The sequence below is a fragment of the Streptomyces sp. NPDC096311 genome, from assembly GCF_044763085.1.
Lineage (GTDB): Bacteria > Actinomycetota > Actinomycetes > Streptomycetales > Streptomycetaceae > Streptomyces.
In genome coordinates, this window is sequence record NZ_JBIWFN010000001.1 from 789,721 (window position 1) to 810,662 (window position 20,942).

Sequence of the window (20,942 nt, forward strand, 5' to 3'; positions counted from 1 at the left end):
GCCGACCGTCGGCCGGTGGGGCTTGCCGCCAGCGGGGTGGGTCACTTGACGGTGCGGTAGGCATTCACCTGGTCTGGATGAGGGAGTCGCCGAGGTTGTCGACGAGGGTGGTCCTGAGGCTGACGGTGCCGGGCCAGGACGGGTGGGTGAGCGTCAGGTACCGCTTGCCGCCCGCGTCCGTGTGCACGGCCGTGTTCTTCCAGGTGTGGCCGCCGTCGTAAGACACCTTCACGGTGAGGGACTTGACGGCGCCCTTCTTCGCCGCCGGGCCCTGGAAGCCGATCGGGACGGTGAAGCGGATGCCCGCCTTCGCGGTGCTGGTCAGGCTCAGCTTCGGGGTGAAGCGGACCACGGAGAGCGGCAGTTGCGCGAGTTCGGGGTCGGGGACGTTGTCCTGTGTGAAGGTCCACACCGCCGAGACATGGTTGCCGACGGAGAAGTCCTTCGCGGGCCGGGTGGTGTCGATGCTGAGCCGGTAGGTGGCCCGGTGGCTGAGCATTCCCTGCTGCGGTTCCCCGGCGTCGCACGGGTCGCGGCGCAGGTCGGTGAGCGTGGTGTTCCCCGAGGTGAGCCGCATGTGCGTGGTCGCGTCGGTGGTGTTCTCGTGACCCGCGCCGTCGGCGAGCATCGGGACGCAGAGGATGTAGAGGGCGTCGCTGCGGGCCGCGCCGACGTCACCCGGCTGGGCGGCGGTGGCCGTGACGGGGCCGAAGACACCGGTGCCGTACGTGTCCCGGTAGCTGCGGCCGGGTTCGAAGCGGCGGGCGGAGAGGGGGGCAGGTTGGCCACGACCGGGTGCGCGTCGTCGGTGAGGAACGCGCCCAGCCTCCAGCGCAGGCCGCCCTCCGTGCTCACGTAGTGCGTGACGGATCCGTTCGGCACCTTGCGCTCGGCGCCGGAGTCGGCGCCCGTCAGCAGTCCGGGCCAGCCGGGCATGGCCCAGGCCGAGTTCGGCACCGCCGTGACGGCCTTGGCGTTGGAGCCGATGGGTGTGACGACCTTGGCCAGGCCGCGGCTGGTGAAGGTGCGGGTCAGGCCGGTGAAGAAGGACCCGTGGCGGGTGGCCACCAGGTCGTACAGGGGGCCGGTGGAGCCACGCTGCCAGGTACCGCAGACCTGTGCGACGAAGTCCGTCGCGGGGACGGAGGGGCCGACCTGGGCGAGGTAGACGGGCGTGCGGCTGCTCCCGCTCAGATTGGTGACCAGGGTGCCGTAGTAGTCGTAGGCGGGCTTGGCTCCGTGCGCGCCGTAGACGACCTGTCCCTCGGTGAGCTTGGCGCGCGCGTCCGGTGCGGTGATCCTGACCGGCTTTCCGTTGCGGGCGTCGAGGCTCAGGGTGGTGTTCTTGTCCATCATGACGCCGGGCGCCACCAGTTGTGTCGCCTCGTCCATGGTGTCCGTGGACCGGGTGAGCGCGGCGTCGACCAGATAACGGCCCCTGGGTACGCAGAGGGTGACCGTGCTGCTGCCGGACCCGAAGTCGAGGAAGTTGCGCTGCCGGCCGTCGTCAAGGCCGACGACGTCGGCGAGGTACGGCGCGGCGGGCTTGCCGTCGCGGCCGATGCACTTGAGCTTCAGGTCGTAGGACTCCACCTCACGGACGACCCCGAAGGAGGTACGGACGCTCTCACCGCCGGCCCCGCTCGCCGTGACGATGCCGGCGAACGCTCCGTCGACGGTGCCGGCCCGGGTGTCCGCGGTGACCGTGACGGCCGAGGTGCCGCCCGCCGGGAGTGTCAGCCGGGTGGCCGAGAGGGTGAACATGCCCGCGGCGGCCGGCTCGGCGTTGGGGCCGGTCGCGGTGGCGGACAGGTCGAGGGTGACCTCCTTGGTACCGGTGTTGCGGTAGGTGAGGGTGCGGGTCATCGCCTTGTCGTCGGTGTGCGGCCAGCGCTGCGGGCCGAAGTCGAGCGACGGCTCGTCGGCGACGACCGTCTGCCCGATGGCGCGGGCCACGTCGACGCGTCCCGTGCCCTGCTCGTACGGCGAGTTCGTGCCCTTCATCGGCACGGTGGAAGCCATCAGCGCGGCCTTGATCCGCTGCCCCGACCAGTCCGGGTGCTCCTGCGCGAGGATGGCCGCCGAGCCGGTGACGTGCGGGGTCGCCATGGACGTACCGCTCATGCGCACGTATCCGGGAGTGGAGACCGGGTCGCCGTCGGTGCCGTGGACGGCCTTGGCGGAGATGATGTCCACACCGGGGGCGGAGATGTCCGGCTTCAGCTCGCCGTCCGCGTTCGGGCCGCGGCTGGAGAAGCCGGCGAGCCGGTCCTGGCCGTCCGCGGCGGCCACGGTGAGCGCGGCGGCGGCCGTGCCCGGCGAGTTGAGGGTGTCGGTGTCCGGGCCGTCGTTGCCGGCGGCGATGACGAACAGGGCTCCCGTGGAGGCCGACAGGTCGTTGACGGCCTTCTCCACCGGGTCGACCCCGTCGGCGCCGGCCTGGCCGAGGCTCATGTTGACCACCTTGGCGCCCTGCCCGGTGGCCCACTGCATCGCGGAGATCAGCCACGACTCCTGTGCGCCGCCGGTGCTGAACACCCTGCCGATCAGCAGCTTCGCCCCGGGTGCGACTCCCTTGTAGCGGCCGTACCGCGCGATCTGCGGCCGATCGGGCGGGAACTGACCGGGACGTGATTGTCCACAGGTGACGGCGAGGGTCGCTGGACAACTCCGCGGCCCGTGAGGATCGGTCCGTGGCCGTCCGGCCCCTCGAAATCCCCGTCGCTTAGGGCTCTCTCGTCATGCGCAAACACCACCTCGTCCCCACCCTGCTCCTGCTCGGCTCCCTGGCTCTGACGTCCGGCTGCTCCTCCGGGGCGTCGTCGGCCGGATCCGCTGGGACGGGTTCCACCGGCACCCACGCCGCCTCGTCCCCGGCTGCCGCCACCCGGGGTGTGACCCGGCGAGGATCAAGGGCCTGGACATCGTCAGCGACAGCAGTGAGCGCACCTCCTGTCCCTACACCATCAGCTATCCGGCGGTTCCCGGCGCGGAGGCGATGACGGCCGCGATGAAGAGGGACGCCGACGGGCAACTGGCGAATTTCCGCACGACGACGTGCGAAGACGGTTCCGAGGCGCCGGACGGACAGGAGCTGAACATCAGCCACACGTTCCTGGTCGCCTCGGGGGACGTGCTGGGCGTGCGGCTCTCGACGCAGGCCTCCACCGGGGTCGGGGACGGGCTGTCGACCAAGACGTACTGGTACGACGGCAGGGACCGGGTGTACCGGATCGCCCCCGAGATCGTCGCCGACGGCTCCCAGGACGCCTTCGTCGCCGCCCTGGAGACAGAGCTGAAGGGGCGGGAGGGCGTGGACGCCGCTTTTCTCGACTCGGCCTTCGGGGGACCCGGCCGACCGAGCCACCGTACTGAACGACATGGCCTTCACCGCCGACGGCGGCCTGCGGGTCACCTTCGACCGGGACCAGGTGGGCGTCCTCGCAGCCGGCAACTACGCCGTGGCCTTCTCGCAAGCGACGGTGGTCTCCCGAACTGACGGTTTCCGACGCACCGCCGAGGTGGTCCCCTTCTTGACCGAGCCGGTGTCATTGATGATCGGCACGCCGTCCGGGCCGAGTTGTTCGGTGATGTCTGCGCGTACGTCGTCCCGGACTTCATCCGCCGGCCGACGGACGCACTCCAGCAGGATCACGCCGGCCCGCAAACCCCGCCGACCACCAGCCGTTCTTCTTCTGTACCTGCCCGCGCAGCACTACGTCACACGAGTTCGTGCCTGGGCCATGGGCGGTCCTCCACCCGCTCGATGCTCAGGTTGAACCGGGCCAGCAGGCGCGCCAGCTCAGCGGTCGCCTCTTCCGGCCAGTCCGCGAGGATCTGCGCCAGGCTGTCGAGGGTCCAGGCGCGGTGGGCCCGAACTCTCTTCAGGCCTTGGTTGGTGATGCGCAGTTTGCGCGCCAGGCCTCCCTCCGGGTCGGGGATGCGCTTGACCAGTCCGTTCCGCAGCATGGCCGCGGTCTGCCGGTTGACGGTGGAGACCTCGAGGCCAAGGGCCGCGGCGAGTTGGCCGATGGACATCGGCCCCTCTGCCTCGATCCGGCAGAGCATGATGTACGCGCTGCGGTCGAGTCTCTCCGGGGCGAGCACGCGCAGCGCGGCCGCCGCCTGATGACGTCCCAGCACCATCAGTTCACGCTCGATTCCAGCAAGTCCGTCTGGCATCTGTCCCTCGTCCTCCTTCGCGGCCTTGAAAGCAGCGGGATTTACGTCCAGGTCACATGTTCATGGTACACATATTGTGTGTCTTACACATATCTCTCCACATCCCCTGACCAGGAGCTTCGATGAGCAGTATCACCGCCACAGAGGGTCGAGCACCTCGCAGCGGCGCCATCATCGGGGTCCTCGCGAGCGCCGGCATCGTCGTCTCGGTCATGCAGACCCTGATCGTGCCGCTGATCTCCGAACTCCCGACCCTGCTCCACGCGAGTGCCTCCAACGCCTCCTGGGCGGTGACCGCGACGCTGCTGGCCGGCGCCGTGGCCACCCCGGTGATGGGGCGACTCGGCGACATGTACGGCAAACGCCGCATGCTGATGCTGAACCTCTTCCTGCTGATCGCCGGCTCGCTAGTCAGCGCCCTGAGCAGCTCGCTCACGCCGATGATCGTCGGCCGCGCCCTCCAGGGGTGCGCCATGGCGGTCATCCCGCTGGGCATCAGTGTCATGCGGGACGAACTGCCGCCCGAGCGGCTGGGCTCGGCGATGGCGCTGATGAGTTCCTCGATCGGTATCGGCGGTGCTCTGGGCCTCCCGCTCTCCGCGCTGATCGCGCAGCACGCCAACTGGCACGTGCTCTTCTGGGCCTCCGCCGGCCTCGGCGCCGTCGTGGCGCTGCTCGTCCGGATGCTGGTACCTGAGTCGCCGGTCCGCTCCGGCGGCCACTTCGACGCGGTGGGCGCCCTGGGCCTGACCGCCGGGCTGCTGAGCCTGCTGATCGCGATCTCCAAGGGCGGCGACTGGGGCTGGGTCAGTGGCACCACCCTGGGCCTGTTCGCCGCGGCGGTCGTGGTGCTCGTGGCCTGGGGCTGGTGGGAGCTGCGCACCACGGACCCGCTGGTGGACCTGCGCACCACTGCCCGGCGTCAGGTGCTCCTCACCAACATCTCGTCGGTCGTGATCGGCTTCGCCATGTACGGGATGAACCTGCTCGTCCCCCAGCTGCTGGAGCTGCCCAAGGCCACCGGCTTCGGTCTCGGTCAGTCGCTGGTCGCCGCCGGCATGATCATCGCCCCCGCGGGACTCGTGATGATGGCCGTGTCGCCGATGTCCGCGCGGCTGTCCGCCAGTAGCGGTCCCAAGGTGTCCCTGCTGACCGGCGCGCTGGTCATCGCCGTGGGGTACGGTCTCGGGCTGGGCCTGATGAGCCACGTGTGGGGCCTGCTGCTGATGGCCTGCGTGATCGGCGCCGGCATCGCCTTCTCCTACGCGGCCATGCCGGCCTTGATCATGTCCGCGGTCCCGACCTCCGAGACGGCCGCCGCCAACGGCCTCAACACCCTGATGCGCAGCATCGGTTCCTCCAGCTCGGCTGCCGTGATCGGCGTGATCCTGGCCCACCAGACCACCTCGTTCGGCCAGGCCGTCATCCCCTCGGAGCACGGCTTCCGCATCGGGTTCGTCCTCTGCGGCGTGGTGGCCCTTCTGGCCGCCGCACTCACCCTGGCGATCCCCGGCCGCAAGAAGGCCAAGCGCCCCGAAGCCGCGCAGCACGCCGTGGTCCGCACCGAGGACTCCTCTCTCGAAGCAAGCGGCACCACGGCGGTGTGATCTCCGTCGGTCCGACGCCCCCGCGCGGTTGTGTGGGCGGGACGAGCCTCTCGCCCCGCCCAAGCAGGCTGACTTCCACCCCTGCGGACGGCCGCGTCATCCCGTCCGAGGGCGGCCCGAGTTCCCGCCCGATGCGGTGAGCACGGGGCTGGATCGGGCTCCTGCCCCGACACCGAGGTCGTGTCCCGCTTCGTGGTGCAAGCGACCTTGCTCGACGCGGTCCGGTAAGCCGCGCGTCGGCCACCCCGTGGGACACGGCTCCCGGGTCGCGCAGCGGCTGACCTGCCGTCAGTACAATGCGCGGCCCCCGAGCTGCGCCGATGCGGCGATGACCTGCGGATTCCGGCGCCTTGATCGGCTGCACCACCTGGCGGGACGTCACCGACACCGACCGCCGACGCCGGCGGACCGCGCCCCCTGTGCGACCGGTGGACGGAACCACGTAGGTCGCGGAAGACCGCTGAGGTCTTGTCCGGATCAACCGAACTGCACCGAGCGCATGGAGTTTCCGTACCAGAAACCCTCGTGCGGGAAGGTCACGGAGGGCAATGTGTCCAGGGCCGAGCCGAGTCCGACAAAGAGCGGGACGAAGTGCTCCGCGCTGGGCACCGCGATACGGGCGCCGGGCGCCCGGGTCCGGTAGTCCAGCAGGGCGTCGACATCGCGGCGCTCCAGCGTGTCGGCGAGCCAGGCGTCGAACTCCGCGAGGGCCGGGTGGGGAGGGGCGTCGGGATTCGACGGATCGACGGTGGCGAAGCTGTGGGTGAGCAGTCCCGTGGAGAACACCAGGACCCCCTCGGAGCGCAAGGGTGCCAGGCTCCGTCCCAGCTCCAGCAGGGTGCGCGGGTCCAGTCCGGGCATGGACAGCTGCAGTACGGGAATGTCCGCGGCCGGGTACATCAGCAGCAGCGGGATGAACGCCCCGTGGTCCAGGCCGCGGGTCGGCTCCGCTGCCAGTGGGCCGGAGCCCTTCACCAGTTCTTCGATCCGTTTCGCGAGTGCGGGGGCGCCCGGAACGGGATAGCTCAGCTCGAAGTACTTTTGGGGCAGTCCGCCGAAGTCGTAGTAGAGCGGTACCGGAGTGCTCGTCGCACCGTATGCGAGCGGCGTCCGTTCCCAGTGTGCGGAGATCACCAGGATCGCCTTGGGACGGGGCAACGCGCGCCCCCACTCGGCCAGTTGCGCGGACCAGTAGGGATGGTCCACCAAAGGTGGCGCCCCTTGGGCCGCGAAGACGGTCGGCAGCGGCTCCCCGGGCATCTCCGGTTGCATGGTGGTGCCTCCTCTGGACGGCAATATGAGGGAACCCTCAAGTTTCTTGCAGGGTAATGCGGAACGTGCCTCGGGGTCGGCGGTGACCGGGTACCGCTCACCGTGCCTACCTCGGCCGTCGGCTCCGCAGGCGCCACGCCCAGCCGATGAGGGCCACGCCGATGAGGACCACGACCGCTCCGAGCGCTGAGTACTGGCTGTGCCCGCTCATCGCCGAACCGCTCATCGCTCCGCTGCCCTGCGCGATCCACGTACTGCCCAAGACGATCAGGACGAGGCCGATCACTCCACGGATCCACATGCTGTGCTCCACTCTGCTGGTGGTGGCCGACCTCTTGGATCGCTCGTTCGCCCGCGATCTGCGCAGGTCTTGGTCGAGTGACATTTCAACAAGATTTCTGGTGATCGGACCGTGAGTTCGCATTCCTTCCCCTGACGGCCCCACCGTTGTCGCGCACGGCTCGCATGGACGGCGGCGGGCGGTCAGGCGCGCCACGAGCCGACCGGCCCGGCCGACTCGCGCACCACCACATGAGTGCCCATGCGGAGGCGCTGTACGGGGTTCCCCGCACGGTTCAGCGCCAGCCGGATCGCGGTGCGGCCCAGCTCCTCGTGCGGGACATGAACCGTGGTGAGTTCCGGACACAGATCCAGCGCGAGCGGGATGTCGTCGTAGCCGACCACCGAGACGTCCTCCGGTACCCGCACGCCGGCTTTCCGCAGCGCCTTGAGCGCGCCGGCCGCGATCATGTCGGTGACCGCGAAGATGGCGGTGAAGTCGGCCTTGCTCGCCAGCAGTTCCCGAGTCGCCTCGTACCCGAACTCGCGGGTGAACACACCGGGGACCAGCAGTGCGGGGTCGCAGGGCAGCCCGCGGCTCGCCAGCGCGCGCCGGTAACCGACGCCCCGTTCGGCGGTGGTGGTGGCTTTCGCGTCGAAGCCCAGCATTGCGATGCGTTCGTGGCCGAGCGAGAGCAGATAGTTGGTCATGGCGAAGGCGCCGCCCTCGTTGTCGTACTCCACGACCGTCTCGGGCACGTCGGGCCCGAGCGAGGGGCGCCCGCAGAGCACCAGCCGGGACCCCTCCGCGTCCAGGGAGCGGGCGAGCTTCGCCATACGCTGGACGTACTCCGGCGTCTGTACGGCCCCGCCGACCACGACCACGGCCTCGGCCTTGCGCTCGCGCATGAGGTTGATGACCGCGAGTTCACGGGCCGGATCGTTGTGCGTGGTGCACACCAGGCACAGCCGTCCCTCGGCCGTGGCCTGCTGCTCGACGCCGTGGGCGATGTGGGCGAAGAACGGTCCGATGATGTCGTTGACGATGAACGCGACGGTGTTGCTGTTGGCCGTGCCCAGCGCGCGGGCGCTGGCGTTGACGACGTAGTCCAGTTCGCGCAGCGCGCGCTGTACCCGAATGCGGGTGGCGGCCGCGACGGGATAGGTGCCGCCGAGGACCCGGGAGACCGTCGCGGTGGACACGCCCGCCCTGGCCGCGACTTCCTTGATCCTGGCGGGTTTACCCTCTCTCGTGAGGTCCGAGGCACGCTTCGGCATCGATGGGTTCTCCAGATCGTCGTCGTTCGGCGCTCTCAGTATCGCCGTTCGGCGGGTGGCACGGACCGTGGGCCGAAGGGTGGTCGGGCCGCCCGGCGCCGGCCTTCCGCCGGCGAACGGCCGACCGTCCCCGCGCCGGCCTGTCGGCGGTCGACAGGTTCGTTCAGGCGGCCTGCGCGAGGCCGGCCCGGTGCACCTGGTACAGCGGAGGCAGACCGCCGGCGATGCGCTCCAGCTCCTCCACGACGGTGCGGCCCATGCGCTCCAGTTCGTTGCCGACCGAGCCCGCGATGTGCGGGGTCAGGAAGACGTTGGGGAGGTGGTGGAGCGGGGAGTCGGCGGGCAGGGGTTCGGGGTCGGTGACGTCGAGTACGGCGCTGATCCGTCCGGCCGCCAGCTCCTCGACCAGCGCGACCTGGTCGATCAGCCGCCCGCGCGATGTGTTGATGAGGACGCCGCCGTCCGGGATCAGGGCCAGCCGGGCACGGTCGAGCATGTGGTGGGTCTCGGCGTTGTCGGGGGCGTGCACGCTGACGATGTCGCTACCTCGCAGCAGGTCGTCGAGCGGGACCGGGCGCGCGCCGAGGCGGGCTGCCTCGGCGTCGTCCACGTACGGATCGTGGAGTGCGACCTCCAGGTCGAAGGGGCGAAGCAGTTCCAGTACCCGGCGCCCCACCCGGGAAGCGCCGATGATCCCGACGCGGCGACCGTTGTTCCCCAGACCCGCCAGCTCCGCGGTGCTCGGGTAGCGGGGGTCGACGCGATAGCGCTCGCGCAGCGTGAAGGCTCCCGTGCCGGCCAGCAGGATCGCCGAGAGCGTGTACTCGGCGACGGGCAGCGCGTTGGCGGCGACGGCGTTGCACACCACCAGCCCGCGTTCCCAGCACGCCTCGGTGAGCATGCCGCGGACACTGCCCGCGGCATGCAGCACGGTGTGCAGCCGGGGCGCGGCGGCCAGTACGTCCTCGCTCAGCGGGGGACAGCCCCAGCCGGTCACCAGGATCTCGGCCTCCGCCAGCCGGGCCGCCACCGCCGGATCGTCGAGGCCGGGGGAGACCAACGAGGCATCGATACGGGCCAGTTGGCCGAGCCGCTCCAGGAGCGGGGGCGGAAACAGGCCCGGGAAGTGTTCTGGGGCCATGGCGAACAGGGCCACCGGCAGGTGCGCGTGAGACATGGCTCTCCTGGGGTTCGGTCGAGGAGGCAGGAGGTGCGATCCGCCGGGTCGTGTGGTGCGGATCGATGGATGACAGTAACCGGATACTAGACCGCGCGCCAGATCCCGACGCCCCAGCGGGACGGCCGGTACGGAGTCTCCCCGAACGGGGCGGCGGGCCCTCAAGTAGGAGAAAAGCGCTGGTGAGTCCAGTCTTCGGCAATTCGGGGGAAAGATCGCCGAAACAAAGTGCGGCCGTACCTCTTGTCGGATATCCGAAGAGCGCCTTACCTTCCACAGCAACCGGTTACTACCGCCCGTCACCCGTTGTGCCGGGCTCTGCACTGTCACATCCCAGCGTGGGGGACCCATGAGCATGTCCCGAAAAAGAGCTTTCGTAGGAGGGGCGGTAGCCGCCGCCCTGCTGCTGGCCGGCTGTTCCGGCGGCGGTGACGGCGGCTCCGGTGATTCGGCGGCCTCCCCGGCCACGAAGGGCAAGGTGAAGCTGGAGTTCTGGAGCTGGACCGAAGGCATCGAAGGCCAGGTGAAGGTCTGGAACAAGGAACACCCCGAGACCCAGGTCTCGTTCGTCAACGCGGCTGGGGACACCGTCTACCAGAAGCTGCGGGCCGCGGTGAAGGCGGGCACGGCGCCCTGCATCTCGAAGATGGACGGCATGAACCTGGCGAGCTTCGCCTCGGACGGCCTGCTCACCGACATCACCAAGATCGCGGCCCCGTACAAGAGCAAGTACACGGCCGCCGCCTGGAACGCGGTCAGTCCCGGGGGCACCACCTTCGGCATCCCGACCGGGTCCTCCCCGCTGTTCACCGCCTACCGGGCCGACCTGTTCAAGAAGTACGGCCTCCAGGCACCGCGGACCTGGGACGACCTCATCGCGGCCGGCAAGAAGGTCCAACGGGAGAACAAGAAGATCAAGATCTTCAACATGGCGGGCGAGGACCCCAGCACCCTGGTGGACCTGTCCTGGCAGGCCGGAGCGCAGTGGTACAAGGCGGCCGGCGACCACTGGGTGATCGACTTCACCTCGCCCGAGTCTCTCAAGGCGGGAGACGTCGTCCAGCAACTGGTCGACAACAACCTCGCCTCCGGCGCCTCGTACGCCGACCCCGGCGTCTTCAAGACGTGGGACAACGGCGGCACGATCCTGATGACCACCTCCACCTGGCAGTTGCCGATCTACGACACCAACTTCCCCAAGTCCAAGGGCAAGTGGCAGCTCGCCGACGCCCCGCTGTTCGACGCGTCCACGCCCCGGACCTCCAGCAACTTCGACACCACCGCTGTGCTCAAGGGCTGCAAGTACCCCGACCGGGCGGCGCAGTTCGCGGCCTGGCTGTCCAGCAGCAAGGAGTCGCTGACCGCGCTCACCGACCCCAAGTCGAAGTCCGGGCTGTTCCCCGCGGTTCCGGACGTCACTCCGTACGTGGACAAGATCATCCCCACCGACATGTTCAACGGTGAGTCCGACAGCGCGAAGGTGATCACCACGGCGGCCTCCCGGGTCGGCGACCAGTGGCAGTACGGACCCGACTACGCGGCCATGTACGCCGAGATGCAGAAACAGTGGGGTCAGGTCATGAAGAAGCAGCTCAAGGTCAAGGACATGCTGGCCTCCCTGCAGTCATGGACCGTCAAGGACCTCAACGACAAGGGTGTCAAAGCCGTCGCCGCCGGCTGATCCCGGCACAGGAAACGGATCCGGAGACGTACATGTCCACCTTGACGCGGCCACCGGCCGCGACCGCCTCCCCGGTCCGGCGGACCTCCCCCCGCCGGGCCGGGCGGCGCGGAGCCTACAAAGGGCTGCTGTTCACGCTGCCCTTCCTCGTCGGCTTCGTCGCCACCTATGTCATCCCGATCGGCTACGCGTTCAGCCAGAGCGTGCAGGAGAAGAAGAGCAGCGGTCTCGGCTTCGGCCCGACCAGAACCGTCTACGCCGGCTTCTCCAACTTCGCGTCGATCCTCACCGACGGCTCCTTCTGGATCAGCGTGCTGCGCTCCCTGGCCTTCGGCGCGCTGCAGATCCCGGTGATGCTCGGGATCTCCCTGCTGCTCGCCCTGCTGCTCGACGGGGTCGCGGCGCGCGCCGTGCGCTTCTTCCGGGCGGGACTGCTCATCCCGTACGTCATCCCCGGCGTCGTCTCCACGCTGATCTGGCTCTTCCTCTACAGCCCGACCGGCTCCCCGATCCATGACGTCCTGGGCCGCGCCGGGGCCGACTTCGACTTCTTCGGCGGCGTCAACACCTACCTCTCCCTGGCGAATCTGCTCACCTGGCAGGGGATCGGCTTCAACATGATCCTGATCTCCGCAGCGCTCCAGGCGCTGCCCCGCGAGCTGTACGAGGCGGCGCGCATCGACGGAGCCCGGGAGTGGCGGATCGCCTGGTCCATCAAGGTCCCCAACATCACCGGGATCCTGATCCTGACGGGCATGTTCTCGCTCATCGCCCGGCTTCAGCTGTTCGGCGAGCCGCTGATCATGCGGCAGATCGCGCCGGAGTCCATCAACACCGACTTCACGCCGATGATGGAGATCTACTTCAAGGCCTTCCAGTCCGGCAACTACCAGTACGCCGCCGCCGAGTCGCTGGTCCTGGCCGTGATCACCGGCGTCCTCGCGTTCGTCTTCTACCGTGTCACGAACAGGAGGACGGCATGAGCACCGTCTCGGCGGGCGCCTCCCGCCCCGCACGCCGGGCGGTGGTGCTGACGACCACCCTGCTGATCTTCTTCCTCCTCTACTCGCTCGGCCCGGCCTGGTTCCTGATCGTCTCCGCCACCAAGAACCAGACCGACCTCTACTCCACCTTCGGGCTGTGGTTCTCCGGCAACCATCTCGCCGACAACCTCCGCGAGATCTGGAACTACCACGACCACCTCTTCGTCCGGTGGATCGGGAACTCCATCCTCTACTCGGGGCTCGGCGCCGCCGGCTCCACGCTCATCTCCGTCGCCGCCGGATACGGCCTGGCGAAGTTCGAATTCCGCGGCCGTGGCGCCCTGTTCGGGACGATCGTCGGCGCCTCGCTGCTGCCCAGCACCCTGCTCGCCTTCCCGCTCTACCTGGTCTTCGCCGACGTCCACCTGACCAACACCATCTGGTCGGTGCTCATCCCGTACTTCGTCAACCCGTTCGGTGTCTACCTCGGCAAGGTGTACGCCGACAGCGCGGTCCCGACCGAGTTGTTGGAGGCGGCGCGCATCGACGGCGCGAGCGAGGCGCGCATCTTCCGGTCGATCTCACTGCGGCTCATGAGCACCGGGGCGATCACCATCTTCATGCTCGACTTCGTCGCCATCTGGAACAACTTCTTCCTGCCCCTGTTCATGCTCAACGGCGAACGCACCTTCCCCGTGACGCTCGGCCTGTTCGCCTGGGAGAAGCAGTCGCAGGTCGCGCGCGACATGAACACCCTCGTCCTGACCGGCTCCCTGCTGTCCATCATCCCGCTGGCTGTCTTCATGTTCGCGCTGCAGAAGTACTGGCGCAGCGGAATCCTCATGGGCAGCGTCAAGTAGAGGCCGGGCCATGACATTCATCGACCTGGGACACATCTGTCTGTTCTGCGTGACGCAGGGACCGGTCCACGCCCCCGTGCTCCTGCTGGTGCACGGCTGGGGCGGGGACGGCCGCACATGGTCGCGGCACGCGGAGGAGCTGAGCCGGGACCACCGGGTCTTGGTACCCGACCTTCGTGGCCACGGCCGGTCCGACGTACCCCGCCGGGGCAACACCCCGGCGGCCATGGCCGCGGACCTGGCCGCGCTGGTGGACCGGCTCGGGGCCGGCCCGGTGACCGCCGTGGGGCACTCGATGGGCGGCCAGGTCGTCAACCTGCTCGCCGTCCACCACTCCCGGACCGTGCGCTCGGTCGTCGTCCTGGACCCGGCGCACGGAGCACACGGCCCGGAACTCGACGAGATCCCCCGCCGCCTCGCGGACTACCAGGCGCACGGCGCCGAGGCGGCGGCCGACTTCGTGGCCGGAGCCTTCGGCCCGGAGGCACCCGCCGGGCTGCGCACGGCCCAGATCCGGACCATGCTCGGCACCCCCGGGCACGTCATCGCCCAGTCGTACGCCGGCATGTACACCGACCCCGGTGCGGTGGGCATCCGGCCGCACAGCGAGGCCTACCTGAGTCGTCGGCCGTGTCCGGCGCTCACCGTGTGGACCTCCGCCGAGGCCGCGCAGTGGGAGCGCGGCACCCTCCGGGTGCCCGGCTCACGGGTCGATCACTGGACCGGCACGGGTCACTACCTGCACGAGGAACATCCGGACCGCACGATCGCACTCATCCGGGCCTGGACCGCGTCAGACATCGGAAAGGCATCATGACCATCTCCATCACGGCCGACGGCGGCGCGCCCGGCGAGCCGCTGGTCCACTTCTGGAGCACCTGCGTCGGAGCCGGCCGTGCCGCCGAGGGGCTGCGGGCCGGCTGGCAGGAACAGCTGCAGCTCGTCGCGGACGCCGCCGGATTCGGGTACGTCAGATTCCACGGTCTGCTCCACGACGACATGTTCGTCCACCGGCGCGAGCCCGACGGCACCGACGTCCACAACTTCCAGTACGTCGACGACCTGTTCGACCGCCTGCTCGACGCCGGCGTTAGGCCCTTCGTCGAACTCGGCTTCAGCCCACCGGACATGGCCCGCGAGCAGGGCACCACCTTCTGGTGGAAGGCCAACGGCGCTCCGCCCACCGACCTGGACGGCTGGGCCGAGCTGATCCGCAGGCTCGCCGAGCACTGGATCGCCCGCTACGGCGCCGACGAAGTGCGTACCTGGTACTTCGAGGTGTGGAACGAGCCCAACCTCGGCCCCTTCTTCCGGGGTTCGAAGTCCGAGTACTTCGCCCTGTACGGGGCCACCGCCGGCGCGCTGAAGAGAGCGGACCAAGGGCTGCGCGTGGGCGGCCCCGCCACCAGCAACTTCGTACCCGACGGCCGGTTCGCGGGGGAGCACGAGGACGTCTCGCAGCACGCAATCGTCCGCGAGGCCGAGGACCTGGACGCGCTGGAGTGGCGGCCGGTCTGGTTGCAGGATTTTCTGACGTACTGTCATCAGCGCGGTCTGCCGGTCGACTTCGTCTCCTGCCACCCCTACCCGACCGACTGGGCCCTGGACGGCCACGGCGTCCACCAGCAGCACACCCGGGCCGCCGACGCCACCACCCGGGACCTGCGTACCCTGCGAGAGCTCGTGGACAACAGCCCCTACCCGGATGCCGAGATCCACCTCACCGAGTGGAACTCCAGCCCGTCCTCCCGCGACCACACGCACGACTATCCGCAGGCCGCGACCTTCGTCGTCAAGGCCAACCTGGAGTCGATCGGACTGGTCGACTCCCTCGCGTACTGGGTCTTCACGGATGTCTTCGAGGAAGCGGGCGCCGGAGACACGGCGTTCCACGGCGGCTTCGGGATGATCACCTTCCAGGGTGTGCCCAAGCCGGTCTTCCACGCGTACCGCATGCTGAACCGACTGGGCGACGAACTGCTCGCCAGGACCGACGGCGCGGTCGTCACCCGCCACAGCGCGACCGGCGGACTGGCGGCACTCGCGTACCACTATCCGCCCGAGGTCACGCAGGCACCGCCCGGCTCCTTCGGCGGCCGGGAGACCGCCGAGCGGATCCTCGCGACCGGCAGCCCCCGCCGACTGCGGGTGGAACTCGCCGGACTGCGGCCGGGAGCGTCGGTCACCATCGAGACGCTCGACGCGCGCAACGGAAACGCGCTCCCCATTTGGCAGGCCATGGGCGCCCCCGACTCGCCCTCGCGGCAACAGACCGCCCTGCTCCGGGAGGCCGGGCGATCCGTGCGCCATGTCGTCCAACAGGCCGACGAGCAGGGGAGGTTCCTGTTCGACGAGGAGGTCCGGCCGTGGAGCGTCGTCCTTGTGCACCAGCCCGTTCCCGGTCGGTCCCGCTGAGCGGAGGCGTCCTTTTGCCGTCGGTCCGGGCGAGCGGAAGCCTCTTCTCCCCGTCCCACCCCGTTGAGAGGAAACCCGGATTCCCGTCGGCCCGGGAACGTGCCGTTCCCCTTCGGTCCCGCTGAAAGGAATGCCCCCCCATGCCGAGAACAGCGTCCCAGATGCCGACACTCGCTCAGATAGCCCGATTGGCAGGGGTCTCCGTGCCCACTGCCTCCCGCGTGGCCAACGGCCGGGAGAACGTCGCCCCGGACACCCGCGTCCGGGTGGAGGAGGCCATGCGGCGCACCGGTTACGTGCCCCGGCCCCGCAACGACCTGTCCAGGACGTCTCCCCTGGTCGACGTGGTGGTGCACCGGCTCGGCAGTTCCTGGTCCGGAGAACTTCTGCGTGGGGCGGAGGAGGCGGCGGCCGAGCGGGGGCTGAGCATCGTGGTCTCCGGCCGACTCGCCGAGGGGCCGGCCGGCAGACCGATGGGCGGATGGCTGGACAGACTCCACGCCAGGGGCACCGCGGGAGTCCTGTTCAGCCTCGGCAGGCTCACGGCGACGCAGTATCTCTGGCTGGCCCGGCAGCGGGTTCCGTACGTGATGGTCGACCCCGGAGTGACGCCCCCCACGGGTGTGTCGACCGTGAGCACCACCAACGGGGCCGGAGGCCGCAGCGCGACGGAGCACCTGCTCGCCCTCGGCCATCGGCGGATCGCCGTACTGGGCGGCCGGCGCCACATGCTGTGCAGCGCTGCCCGGGTCGAGGGCTATCGAGCGGCCATGGCCGCGGCAGGCGTACAACTGCCAGGCGGCTATGTGCGTTTCGCGGATTTCGACGCGGCCTGCGCGGAGCGGCTGACGTACGAGTTGCTCGACATGCCGGAGCCGCCGACGGCCGTCTTCGCGTGTTCGGACGAGATGGCCGTGGCGGTCATCCGGGCCGCCGCCCGCCGCGGGCTGCGGGTTCCCCAGGACCTCAGCGTGGTCGGCTTCGACGACATCCCCGAGGCGGGCTGGACCATCCCCGAGCTGACCACGGTCCGGCAGCCGATCGCCGACATGGCCGCCCACGGCATGCGCACGCTCATGGACATGATGCTTGGGGAGTCCCCGGACGTCACCCACGCCGAGCTGCCCACGCGGCTGATCGTGCGCCGCAGCACGGCGGTGGCCGTGCTGGCGGCGTACTGAGGCCGTGGACGATGTGCCGGACCCCGTCTTCTCCGGGCGAGGGGGTACGTCAGCCGCGGGCCGTGGAGCGGACCACCACCTCGTGGGTCTCCGCGAGCGGGGCCGACGGCACGAAGTGGCCGAACGTGTCGTTGGCGAAGAAGCTCACGCCGTCGCAGTCCGCGCCGTACCGGCCGTAGATCTCCCGCTGGTAGTGGTACGTCCTGCGGTCGTCGAGGTGGGTGCGGTAGATGTACCAGGGGTCGACGAAGTCGACGGCGTACAGCACCTCGGGGCCGCGGCCCGGGGTGTCGCGCAGCCGTAGCCGGCTCAGCACGTTCGGCACGATCTGGGTCCGTTCGACCAGGACGGCGAAGGTGCTGCACAGCACGGCGTCGAGATGGCGGTAGTTGTCGCGGGCCATCGCCCAGCGCTCCTCCTCGACCTCGGCCGGCCAGTAGGAGTCCATCCAGTACACCAGCCGGTCGCCCATCCGCTCGCGCAGCCCGGCGAAGAACCGGGAGATGCCCGCGCGCCGCTCGGGGGTGGGCTCGGGGGCGTTGTCGGGATGCCAGAAGCCGAGGAGTCCGAACTGGTTGCCCAGGAAGATCCCGTCGAGACCGAAGTCCCGTACGAACGCGGAGGTCTGGGCGGCGACGAAGTCCCCGGTGCCGAGCCCGCTGGGAATGCCGTCGGGGAAGGCCGCGTACGGGCGGGGGTCGGCGTCCAGCACCGAGCAGACGTCGATCACCCCGGAGGCGACGGTCCCGCCGGCGTCGGCGCTGCCCGGAGCCCCCTCGGGATGCCGGTGGGTCTTCCACTCGCTGCGGCAGAACTCCGGGCCGGGCTCCAGGTACTCCAGCAGACGCAGGTCGATCCCGCGTCGCTCCGCCTCCTCGCGCAGCAACCGGTAGATGCCGGCCAGCACCTCGTACGACAGCACCTGCTCGCTGAGGATGAACGACGGCCCGGCGCAGTACGGGTTGTGGGAACGCTCGCCGCCCTCGCGGACCCGTCTCAGCCAGTCGAGGTTGTGCGCCATCGGATCGCCCTCGGCGCCGAGGTAGCAGTTGTAGCGGGCCCAGTCGAAGGTGTCCTCGACGCCTTGCGGCCCACGGTAGTTGAGCACGTGATCGCCGTTGCCCGCGCAGAAGACGACGGTCACCCGGCCCGCCGTGGACATCCAGTCGGCGTAGTGGTCGAAAAACTCCCGCACCCGGGGGAGGGGGTCCGTGAAGTCGGGAAAGATCTTGGGGGTGAGCCAGAGGCACACCTGCTGGGCGCGGGGCGAGGTCATCGAGGGAGCTCTCCATCAGGCGGCCGCTCGGATCCGGGGTGACGCCGACACGTCGGCGCGCTCGAATTCCCGGCATTCCCACGGTATTTCCACTGGTGCCGAAACGGTACACAGGGGCGGCTCGGACGCGTCAAGGCCGAGAGAAGGGAATGAAAGTTTCAATCGGCCGGGGAGAGCCGTCCCCTTCTCCCGCAGGATCGACGTAATGCGGCGAACGGAAACTTTCAGAGTTCGGCCGGATCGTGGAAGGGCCTCGCCGGTCGGTGGAATCATCCGCTGGCGCGTGCTGTGCCGAAACAAGGAAAGAGTCGGCGGATCCGAGAACCGCCGGCCGGGACGGCGCGGCTCCAAAGGCTGAGAGGGAGTCCCATGTCTCGTCATTCCATCCATGACACCGAACCCGCGGCACGGTGGGAGGACGCCTTCCTCTCCGGCAACGGCGAGTACGGGATCATGGCGTTCGGCGGGCCCGGACAGGAGCGCACCGTTTTCAACCACCACCGGTACGTGCTGCCCAACGGCACCCGCGAGCTGCGGCCCCCCGAGGTCTCCGACCGGCTTGAGGAGATACGCGACCTGATCCTGGCCGGTCGCTCCGACGAGGCCGCCCGCAGGTGGAGCCAGGGCGGCCCGCTGCTGTGGACCCAGTCGTTCCACCCCGGGCACGCCCTCGATCTGCGCGTCGCGGCCCGTGGCGCGGTCCGCGACTACCGCCGTACCACCGACTTCACCACCGGTGAGATCACCGTGCGCTGGAGCGACGACGCGGGAGACTGGCAGCGGCGCTCGTTCGTCTCCCGGGCCGATGCCGTGGTCGTGCAGGAACTGACCGGCCCCGACGCCGACCTGCGGCTGGAACTCACCGGCGACCTCCCGGGGCGCCCGCGGGAGGTCGGGTACCGCACCTGGTGGCAGGCTCCGCCCGGCGGAGCGGCCGTGCTCGGCATCCGGGGCACCTACCCCGCCGGACAGGGCGCGTACGGCTTCGAAGGCGTCACCCTCGTCCACCCGGAGGGAGTGCAACTCGTGTCTCTGGAAGACGAGTTGGTCGTGCCGCAGGCCCGGCGGACACTTCTGCTGACCAAGCTGGACCGGTACGACACACCAGGCTGGGGCACCTCGGCCCTCACGGCCGCGCTGACCGCTCTGCCCGCCGACTACGAGACCCTCCTGGCCAGGCACGCCGCCCTCCATTCGACGATGTACCACCGTGTCTCGCTCGACCTCGGGGCGGCCGAGGACGCCACTGACGCCCCTGTCGACGTACTGACCGCAGCCCAGGCCGAGTCCCGCGGAGCGCTGTACGCGCCCCTGCTGGAGCGGCTTTTCCACAGCGGGCGCCATCTGCTGATCTCCGCCGGTGGCGTCCTGCCGCCCCGGCTGACCGGACTGTGGCTCGGCGCGTGGGGGGCCGCCTGGGCGGGCGACTTCACCACCGACGCCAACCTCAATCTGGCGCTGTCCGGCGCCAACCTGGGTGCCCTGCCCGAGGTCACGGCGGCACACGCGGCCCTGGTACGCGGTCAGATCGCCGACTGGAGGGACAACGCCCGCGCCCTGTACGGGGCTCGCGGCCTGCTCGCCCCGAGCCGGACCGACGGCGAACACGGCCATCTGTTCCATCTGCACGACGAGTGGCCCTGGCCCGCCTGGCTGGCGGGCGCCGACTGGCTGCTGCATCCGCTGTACGAGCACTGGCAGGTCACCGGCGACGAGGATTTCCTGCGTACCGAACTCGCCCCCTGGCTCGCCGAGGCGGCGCTGTTCTTCGAGGACTTCCTCACCCGGAGCGACGACTCGGGCAACGTGGTCTTCGTTCCGTCGTACTCGCCGGAGAACACGCCCGCCTCGGCTGCCGGAGCAGCTGCCGTCAACGCGGTGATGGACGTCGCGGCGGGCCGACACGCCCTCGAAACGGCCGTCGAGGTGTGCTCCCTGCTGGGCGTCGAGCCCGAGGGGGTGGAGCGGTGGCGCAAGCTGCTGTCACGCATCCCGCCCTACCTGGTGGACGAGGCCGGCGCACTCGCGGAATGGGCCTGGCCCGGTCTGGGCGGCAGCCAGGACCACCGGCACATCAGTCACCTCTACCCGGTCTGGCCGCTGCGTCAGATCACCCCCGAGGACACGCCCGCCCTCGCGGACGCGGCCCGGCGGGCGCTCACGGTGCGGGGCGACGAGAACCTGTCCGCTCACGGCAGTCTCCACCGGGCGCTGGCGCACATCCGGCTGCGCGACGGTGCCGCCGCCGCGTCCGAGCTGCTCAAGATCCTCGGCAACGACATGTTCTTCCGCTCGCTGATGTCCTCCCACAACCCTGGCCTGGACATCTACAACGCCGACGCTGCCCTGGCCATCCCCGGAGTGCTGCTGGAGATGCTGGCCGACTCCGTGCCAGGCGCCCTGCGGCTGCTGCCGGCCCTGCCCGCCGAACTGGGGCGCGGCAGCGCGCGGGGGATCACCTGCCGTGGCGGAGTGACCGTCGAGGCGCTGCGCTGGGACCGGGATGCCGGAAACGGGACGGCCGCCCTGCGGTCCGCGGTCGCCCAGCAGCTCGCCGTCCACGGACCCGGATCGCGCGGAGAGCCACCCTGCCGGATCGCGTTGGCGGCAGGCCTGCGGGTAACAGTCGAATTCGCCTTCGACGGCACGGTGCGGGCGGTCCTGGACCCCGCGGCGGGTGCTTCGTCGTAGCCGCCGAGACCGGAAGACATTTCCCTTTCCGCGTCGAGGTGTGCCCGAGATCAGGCGTGC

At 69.8% G+C, this 20,942-nt stretch carries 17 protein-coding genes; 9 read left to right on the forward strand and 8 right to left on the reverse strand.

The annotated features are described in order from the left end of the window. Positions 1-64 precede the first annotated feature (64 nt). Both ACIRA5_RS03550 and ACIRA5_RS03555 read right to left on the reverse strand, forming a co-directional pair. Entirely contained in the window at positions 65-412 is a 348-nt protein-coding gene (locus ACIRA5_RS03550) for a hypothetical protein (protein ID WP_403686746.1), read from the reverse strand. Next, on the reverse strand, positions 328-2,598 hold the full coding sequence (locus tag ACIRA5_RS03555) for a S8 family serine peptidase (RefSeq protein ID WP_403687236.1): 2,271 nt from the start codon (positions 2,596-2,598) through the stop codon (positions 328-330). The genes ACIRA5_RS03550 and ACIRA5_RS03555 overlap by 85 nt, the downstream gene beginning before the upstream one ends. A 400-nt stretch (positions 2,599-2,998) precedes the next feature. On the opposite strand from ACIRA5_RS03555, the gene ACIRA5_RS03560 reads away from it, so the two are divergent. Beyond that, positions 2,999-3,499 carry a hypothetical protein gene (locus ACIRA5_RS03560; protein WP_403686748.1) on the forward strand — a complete coding sequence of 167 codons (501 nt, stop codon included), beginning with the start codon at positions 2,999-3,001 and terminating at the stop codon, positions 3,497-3,499. 221 nt (positions 3,500-3,720) lie between these two features. Here the strand turns inward: ACIRA5_RS03560 and ACIRA5_RS03565 are convergent, their stop codons facing one another. After that, on the reverse strand, positions 3,721-4,182 hold the full coding sequence (locus ACIRA5_RS03565) for a MarR family winged helix-turn-helix transcriptional regulator (RefSeq protein WP_403686751.1): 462 nt from the start codon (positions 4,180-4,182) through the stop codon (positions 3,721-3,723). Between the two features lie 122 nt (positions 4,183-4,304). Between ACIRA5_RS03565 and ACIRA5_RS03570 the strand changes: the two genes are divergently transcribed. Then, positions 4,305-5,789 (forward strand): MFS transporter, encoded by a 1,485-nt coding sequence (locus ACIRA5_RS03570; RefSeq protein WP_403686754.1) that lies wholly within the window; start codon positions 4,305-4,307, stop codon positions 5,787-5,789. Between the two features lie 477 nt (positions 5,790-6,266). On the opposite strand, the gene ACIRA5_RS03575 is transcribed toward ACIRA5_RS03570, so the two are convergent. The 4 genes from ACIRA5_RS03575 to ACIRA5_RS03590 all read right to left on the reverse strand — a co-directional run bounded on the left by ACIRA5_RS03575 (position 6,267) and on the right by ACIRA5_RS03590 (position 9,795). After that, positions 6,267-7,061 carry a dioxygenase gene (locus tag ACIRA5_RS03575; protein ID WP_403686756.1) on the reverse strand — a complete coding sequence of 265 codons (795 nt, stop codon included), beginning with the start codon at positions 7,059-7,061 and terminating at the stop codon, positions 6,267-6,269. Positions 7,062-7,167: 106 nt separating this feature from the next. Continuing rightward, the gene (locus ACIRA5_RS03580; protein ID WP_403686759.1) at positions 7,168-7,362 is read right to left on the reverse strand and encodes a hypothetical protein; all 195 of its coding nucleotides are present in this window, start codon (positions 7,360-7,362) and stop codon (positions 7,168-7,170) included. Positions 7,363-7,544: 182 nt separating this feature from the next. Beyond that, positions 7,545-8,618 (reverse strand): LacI family DNA-binding transcriptional regulator, encoded by a 1,074-nt coding sequence (locus ACIRA5_RS03585; RefSeq protein WP_403686761.1) that lies wholly within the window; start codon positions 8,616-8,618, stop codon positions 7,545-7,547. A 163-nt stretch (positions 8,619-8,781) separates the two neighbouring features. After that, the gene (locus ACIRA5_RS03590) at positions 8,782-9,795 is read right to left on the reverse strand and encodes a hydroxyacid dehydrogenase (protein ID WP_403686764.1); all 1,014 of its coding nucleotides are present in this window, start codon (positions 9,793-9,795) and stop codon (positions 8,782-8,784) included. A gap of 355 nt (positions 9,796-10,150) precedes the next feature. Here ACIRA5_RS03590 and ACIRA5_RS03595 point away from each other — a divergent pair, with 355 nt between their 5' ends. The 6 genes from ACIRA5_RS03595 to ACIRA5_RS03620 all read left to right on the forward strand — a co-directional run bounded on the left by ACIRA5_RS03595 (position 10,151) and on the right by ACIRA5_RS03620 (position 16,915). Continuing rightward, positions 10,151-11,476 carry an ABC transporter substrate-binding protein gene (locus ACIRA5_RS03595; protein ID WP_403686766.1) on the forward strand — a complete coding sequence of 442 codons (1,326 nt, stop codon included), beginning with the start codon at positions 10,151-10,153 and terminating at the stop codon, positions 11,474-11,476. A 32-nt stretch (positions 11,477-11,508) separates the two neighbouring features. Then, entirely contained in the window at positions 11,509-12,459 is a 951-nt protein-coding gene (locus ACIRA5_RS03600) for a carbohydrate ABC transporter permease (RefSeq protein ID WP_403686768.1), read from the forward strand. Beyond that, positions 12,456-13,319: a carbohydrate ABC transporter permease gene (locus ACIRA5_RS03605; protein ID WP_403686770.1), complete on the forward strand. Its 864-nt coding sequence runs from the start codon at positions 12,456-12,458 to the stop codon at positions 13,317-13,319. Before ACIRA5_RS03600 ends, ACIRA5_RS03605 begins: the two co-directional genes overlap by 4 nt. A 10-nt stretch (positions 13,320-13,329) precedes the next feature. After that, the gene (locus ACIRA5_RS03610) at positions 13,330-14,136 is read left to right on the forward strand and encodes an alpha/beta fold hydrolase (protein WP_403686772.1); all 807 of its coding nucleotides are present in this window, start codon (positions 13,330-13,332) and stop codon (positions 14,134-14,136) included. Beyond that, positions 14,133-15,734, forward strand: a complete 1,602-nt coding sequence (locus ACIRA5_RS03615) for a beta-xylosidase (RefSeq protein ID WP_403686774.1) — start codon at positions 14,133-14,135, stop codon at positions 15,732-15,734. Before ACIRA5_RS03610 ends, ACIRA5_RS03615 begins: the two co-directional genes overlap by 4 nt. 161 nt (positions 15,735-15,895) lie before the next feature. Next, complete coding sequence (locus ACIRA5_RS03620; protein WP_403687238.1) at positions 15,896-16,915, forward strand: LacI family DNA-binding transcriptional regulator; 1,020 nt, start codon at positions 15,896-15,898, stop codon at positions 16,913-16,915. 49 nt (positions 16,916-16,964) lie between these two features. Here the strand turns inward: ACIRA5_RS03620 and ACIRA5_RS03625 are convergent, their stop codons facing one another. Further along, complete coding sequence (locus ACIRA5_RS03625; RefSeq protein ID WP_403686776.1) at positions 16,965-18,191, reverse strand: hypothetical protein; 1,227 nt, start codon at positions 18,189-18,191, stop codon at positions 16,965-16,967. Positions 18,192-18,560: 369 nt separating this feature from the next. On the opposite strand from ACIRA5_RS03625, the gene ACIRA5_RS03630 reads away from it, so the two are divergent. After that, positions 18,561-20,882: a glycosyl hydrolase family 95 catalytic domain-containing protein gene (locus tag ACIRA5_RS03630; RefSeq protein WP_403686778.1), complete on the forward strand. Its 2,322-nt coding sequence runs from the start codon at positions 18,561-18,563 to the stop codon at positions 20,880-20,882. Positions 20,883-20,942: the final 60 nt, after the last annotated feature.

Excerpts from the sequence above, each read along its gene's own strand:
- ACIRA5_RS03560 (WP_403686748.1), top strand. The coding sequence starts at position 2,999 with ATGACGGCCGCGATGAAGAGGGACGCCGACGGGCAACTGGCGAATTTC.
- ACIRA5_RS03565 (WP_403686751.1), bottom strand. The coding sequence starts at position 4,182 with ATGCCAGACGGACTTGCTGGAATCGAGCGTGAACTGATGGTGCTGGGA.
- ACIRA5_RS03570 (WP_403686754.1), top strand. The coding sequence starts at position 4,305 with ATGAGCAGTATCACCGCCACAGAGGGTCGAGCACCTCGCAGCGGCGCC.
- ACIRA5_RS03575 (WP_403686756.1), bottom strand. The coding sequence starts at position 7,061 with ATGCAACCGGAGATGCCCGGGGAGCCGCTGCCGACCGTCTTCGCGGCC.
- ACIRA5_RS03580 (WP_403686759.1), bottom strand. The coding sequence starts at position 7,362 with ATGTGGATCCGTGGAGTGATCGGCCTCGTCCTGATCGTCTTGGGCAGT.
- ACIRA5_RS03585 (WP_403686761.1), bottom strand. The coding sequence starts at position 8,618 with ATGCCGAAGCGTGCCTCGGACCTCACGAGAGAGGGTAAACCCGCCAGG.
- ACIRA5_RS03590 (WP_403686764.1), bottom strand. The coding sequence starts at position 9,795 with ATGTCTCACGCGCACCTGCCGGTGGCCCTGTTCGCCATGGCCCCAGAA.
- ACIRA5_RS03595 (WP_403686766.1), top strand. The coding sequence starts at position 10,151 with ATGTCCCGAAAAAGAGCTTTCGTAGGAGGGGCGGTAGCCGCCGCCCTG.
- ACIRA5_RS03600 (WP_403686768.1), top strand. The coding sequence starts at position 11,509 with ATGTCCACCTTGACGCGGCCACCGGCCGCGACCGCCTCCCCGGTCCGG.
- ACIRA5_RS03605 (WP_403686770.1), top strand. The coding sequence starts at position 12,456 with ATGAGCACCGTCTCGGCGGGCGCCTCCCGCCCCGCACGCCGGGCGGTG.
- ACIRA5_RS03610 (WP_403686772.1), top strand. The coding sequence starts at position 13,330 with ATGACATTCATCGACCTGGGACACATCTGTCTGTTCTGCGTGACGCAG.
- ACIRA5_RS03615 (WP_403686774.1), top strand. The coding sequence starts at position 14,133 with ATGACCATCTCCATCACGGCCGACGGCGGCGCGCCCGGCGAGCCGCTG.
- ACIRA5_RS03620 (WP_403687238.1), top strand. The coding sequence starts at position 15,896 with ATGCCGACACTCGCTCAGATAGCCCGATTGGCAGGGGTCTCCGTGCCC.
- ACIRA5_RS03625 (WP_403686776.1), bottom strand. The coding sequence starts at position 18,191 with ATGACCTCGCCCCGCGCCCAGCAGGTGTGCCTCTGGCTCACCCCCAAG.
- ACIRA5_RS03630 (WP_403686778.1), top strand. The coding sequence starts at position 18,561 with ATGTCTCGTCATTCCATCCATGACACCGAACCCGCGGCACGGTGGGAG.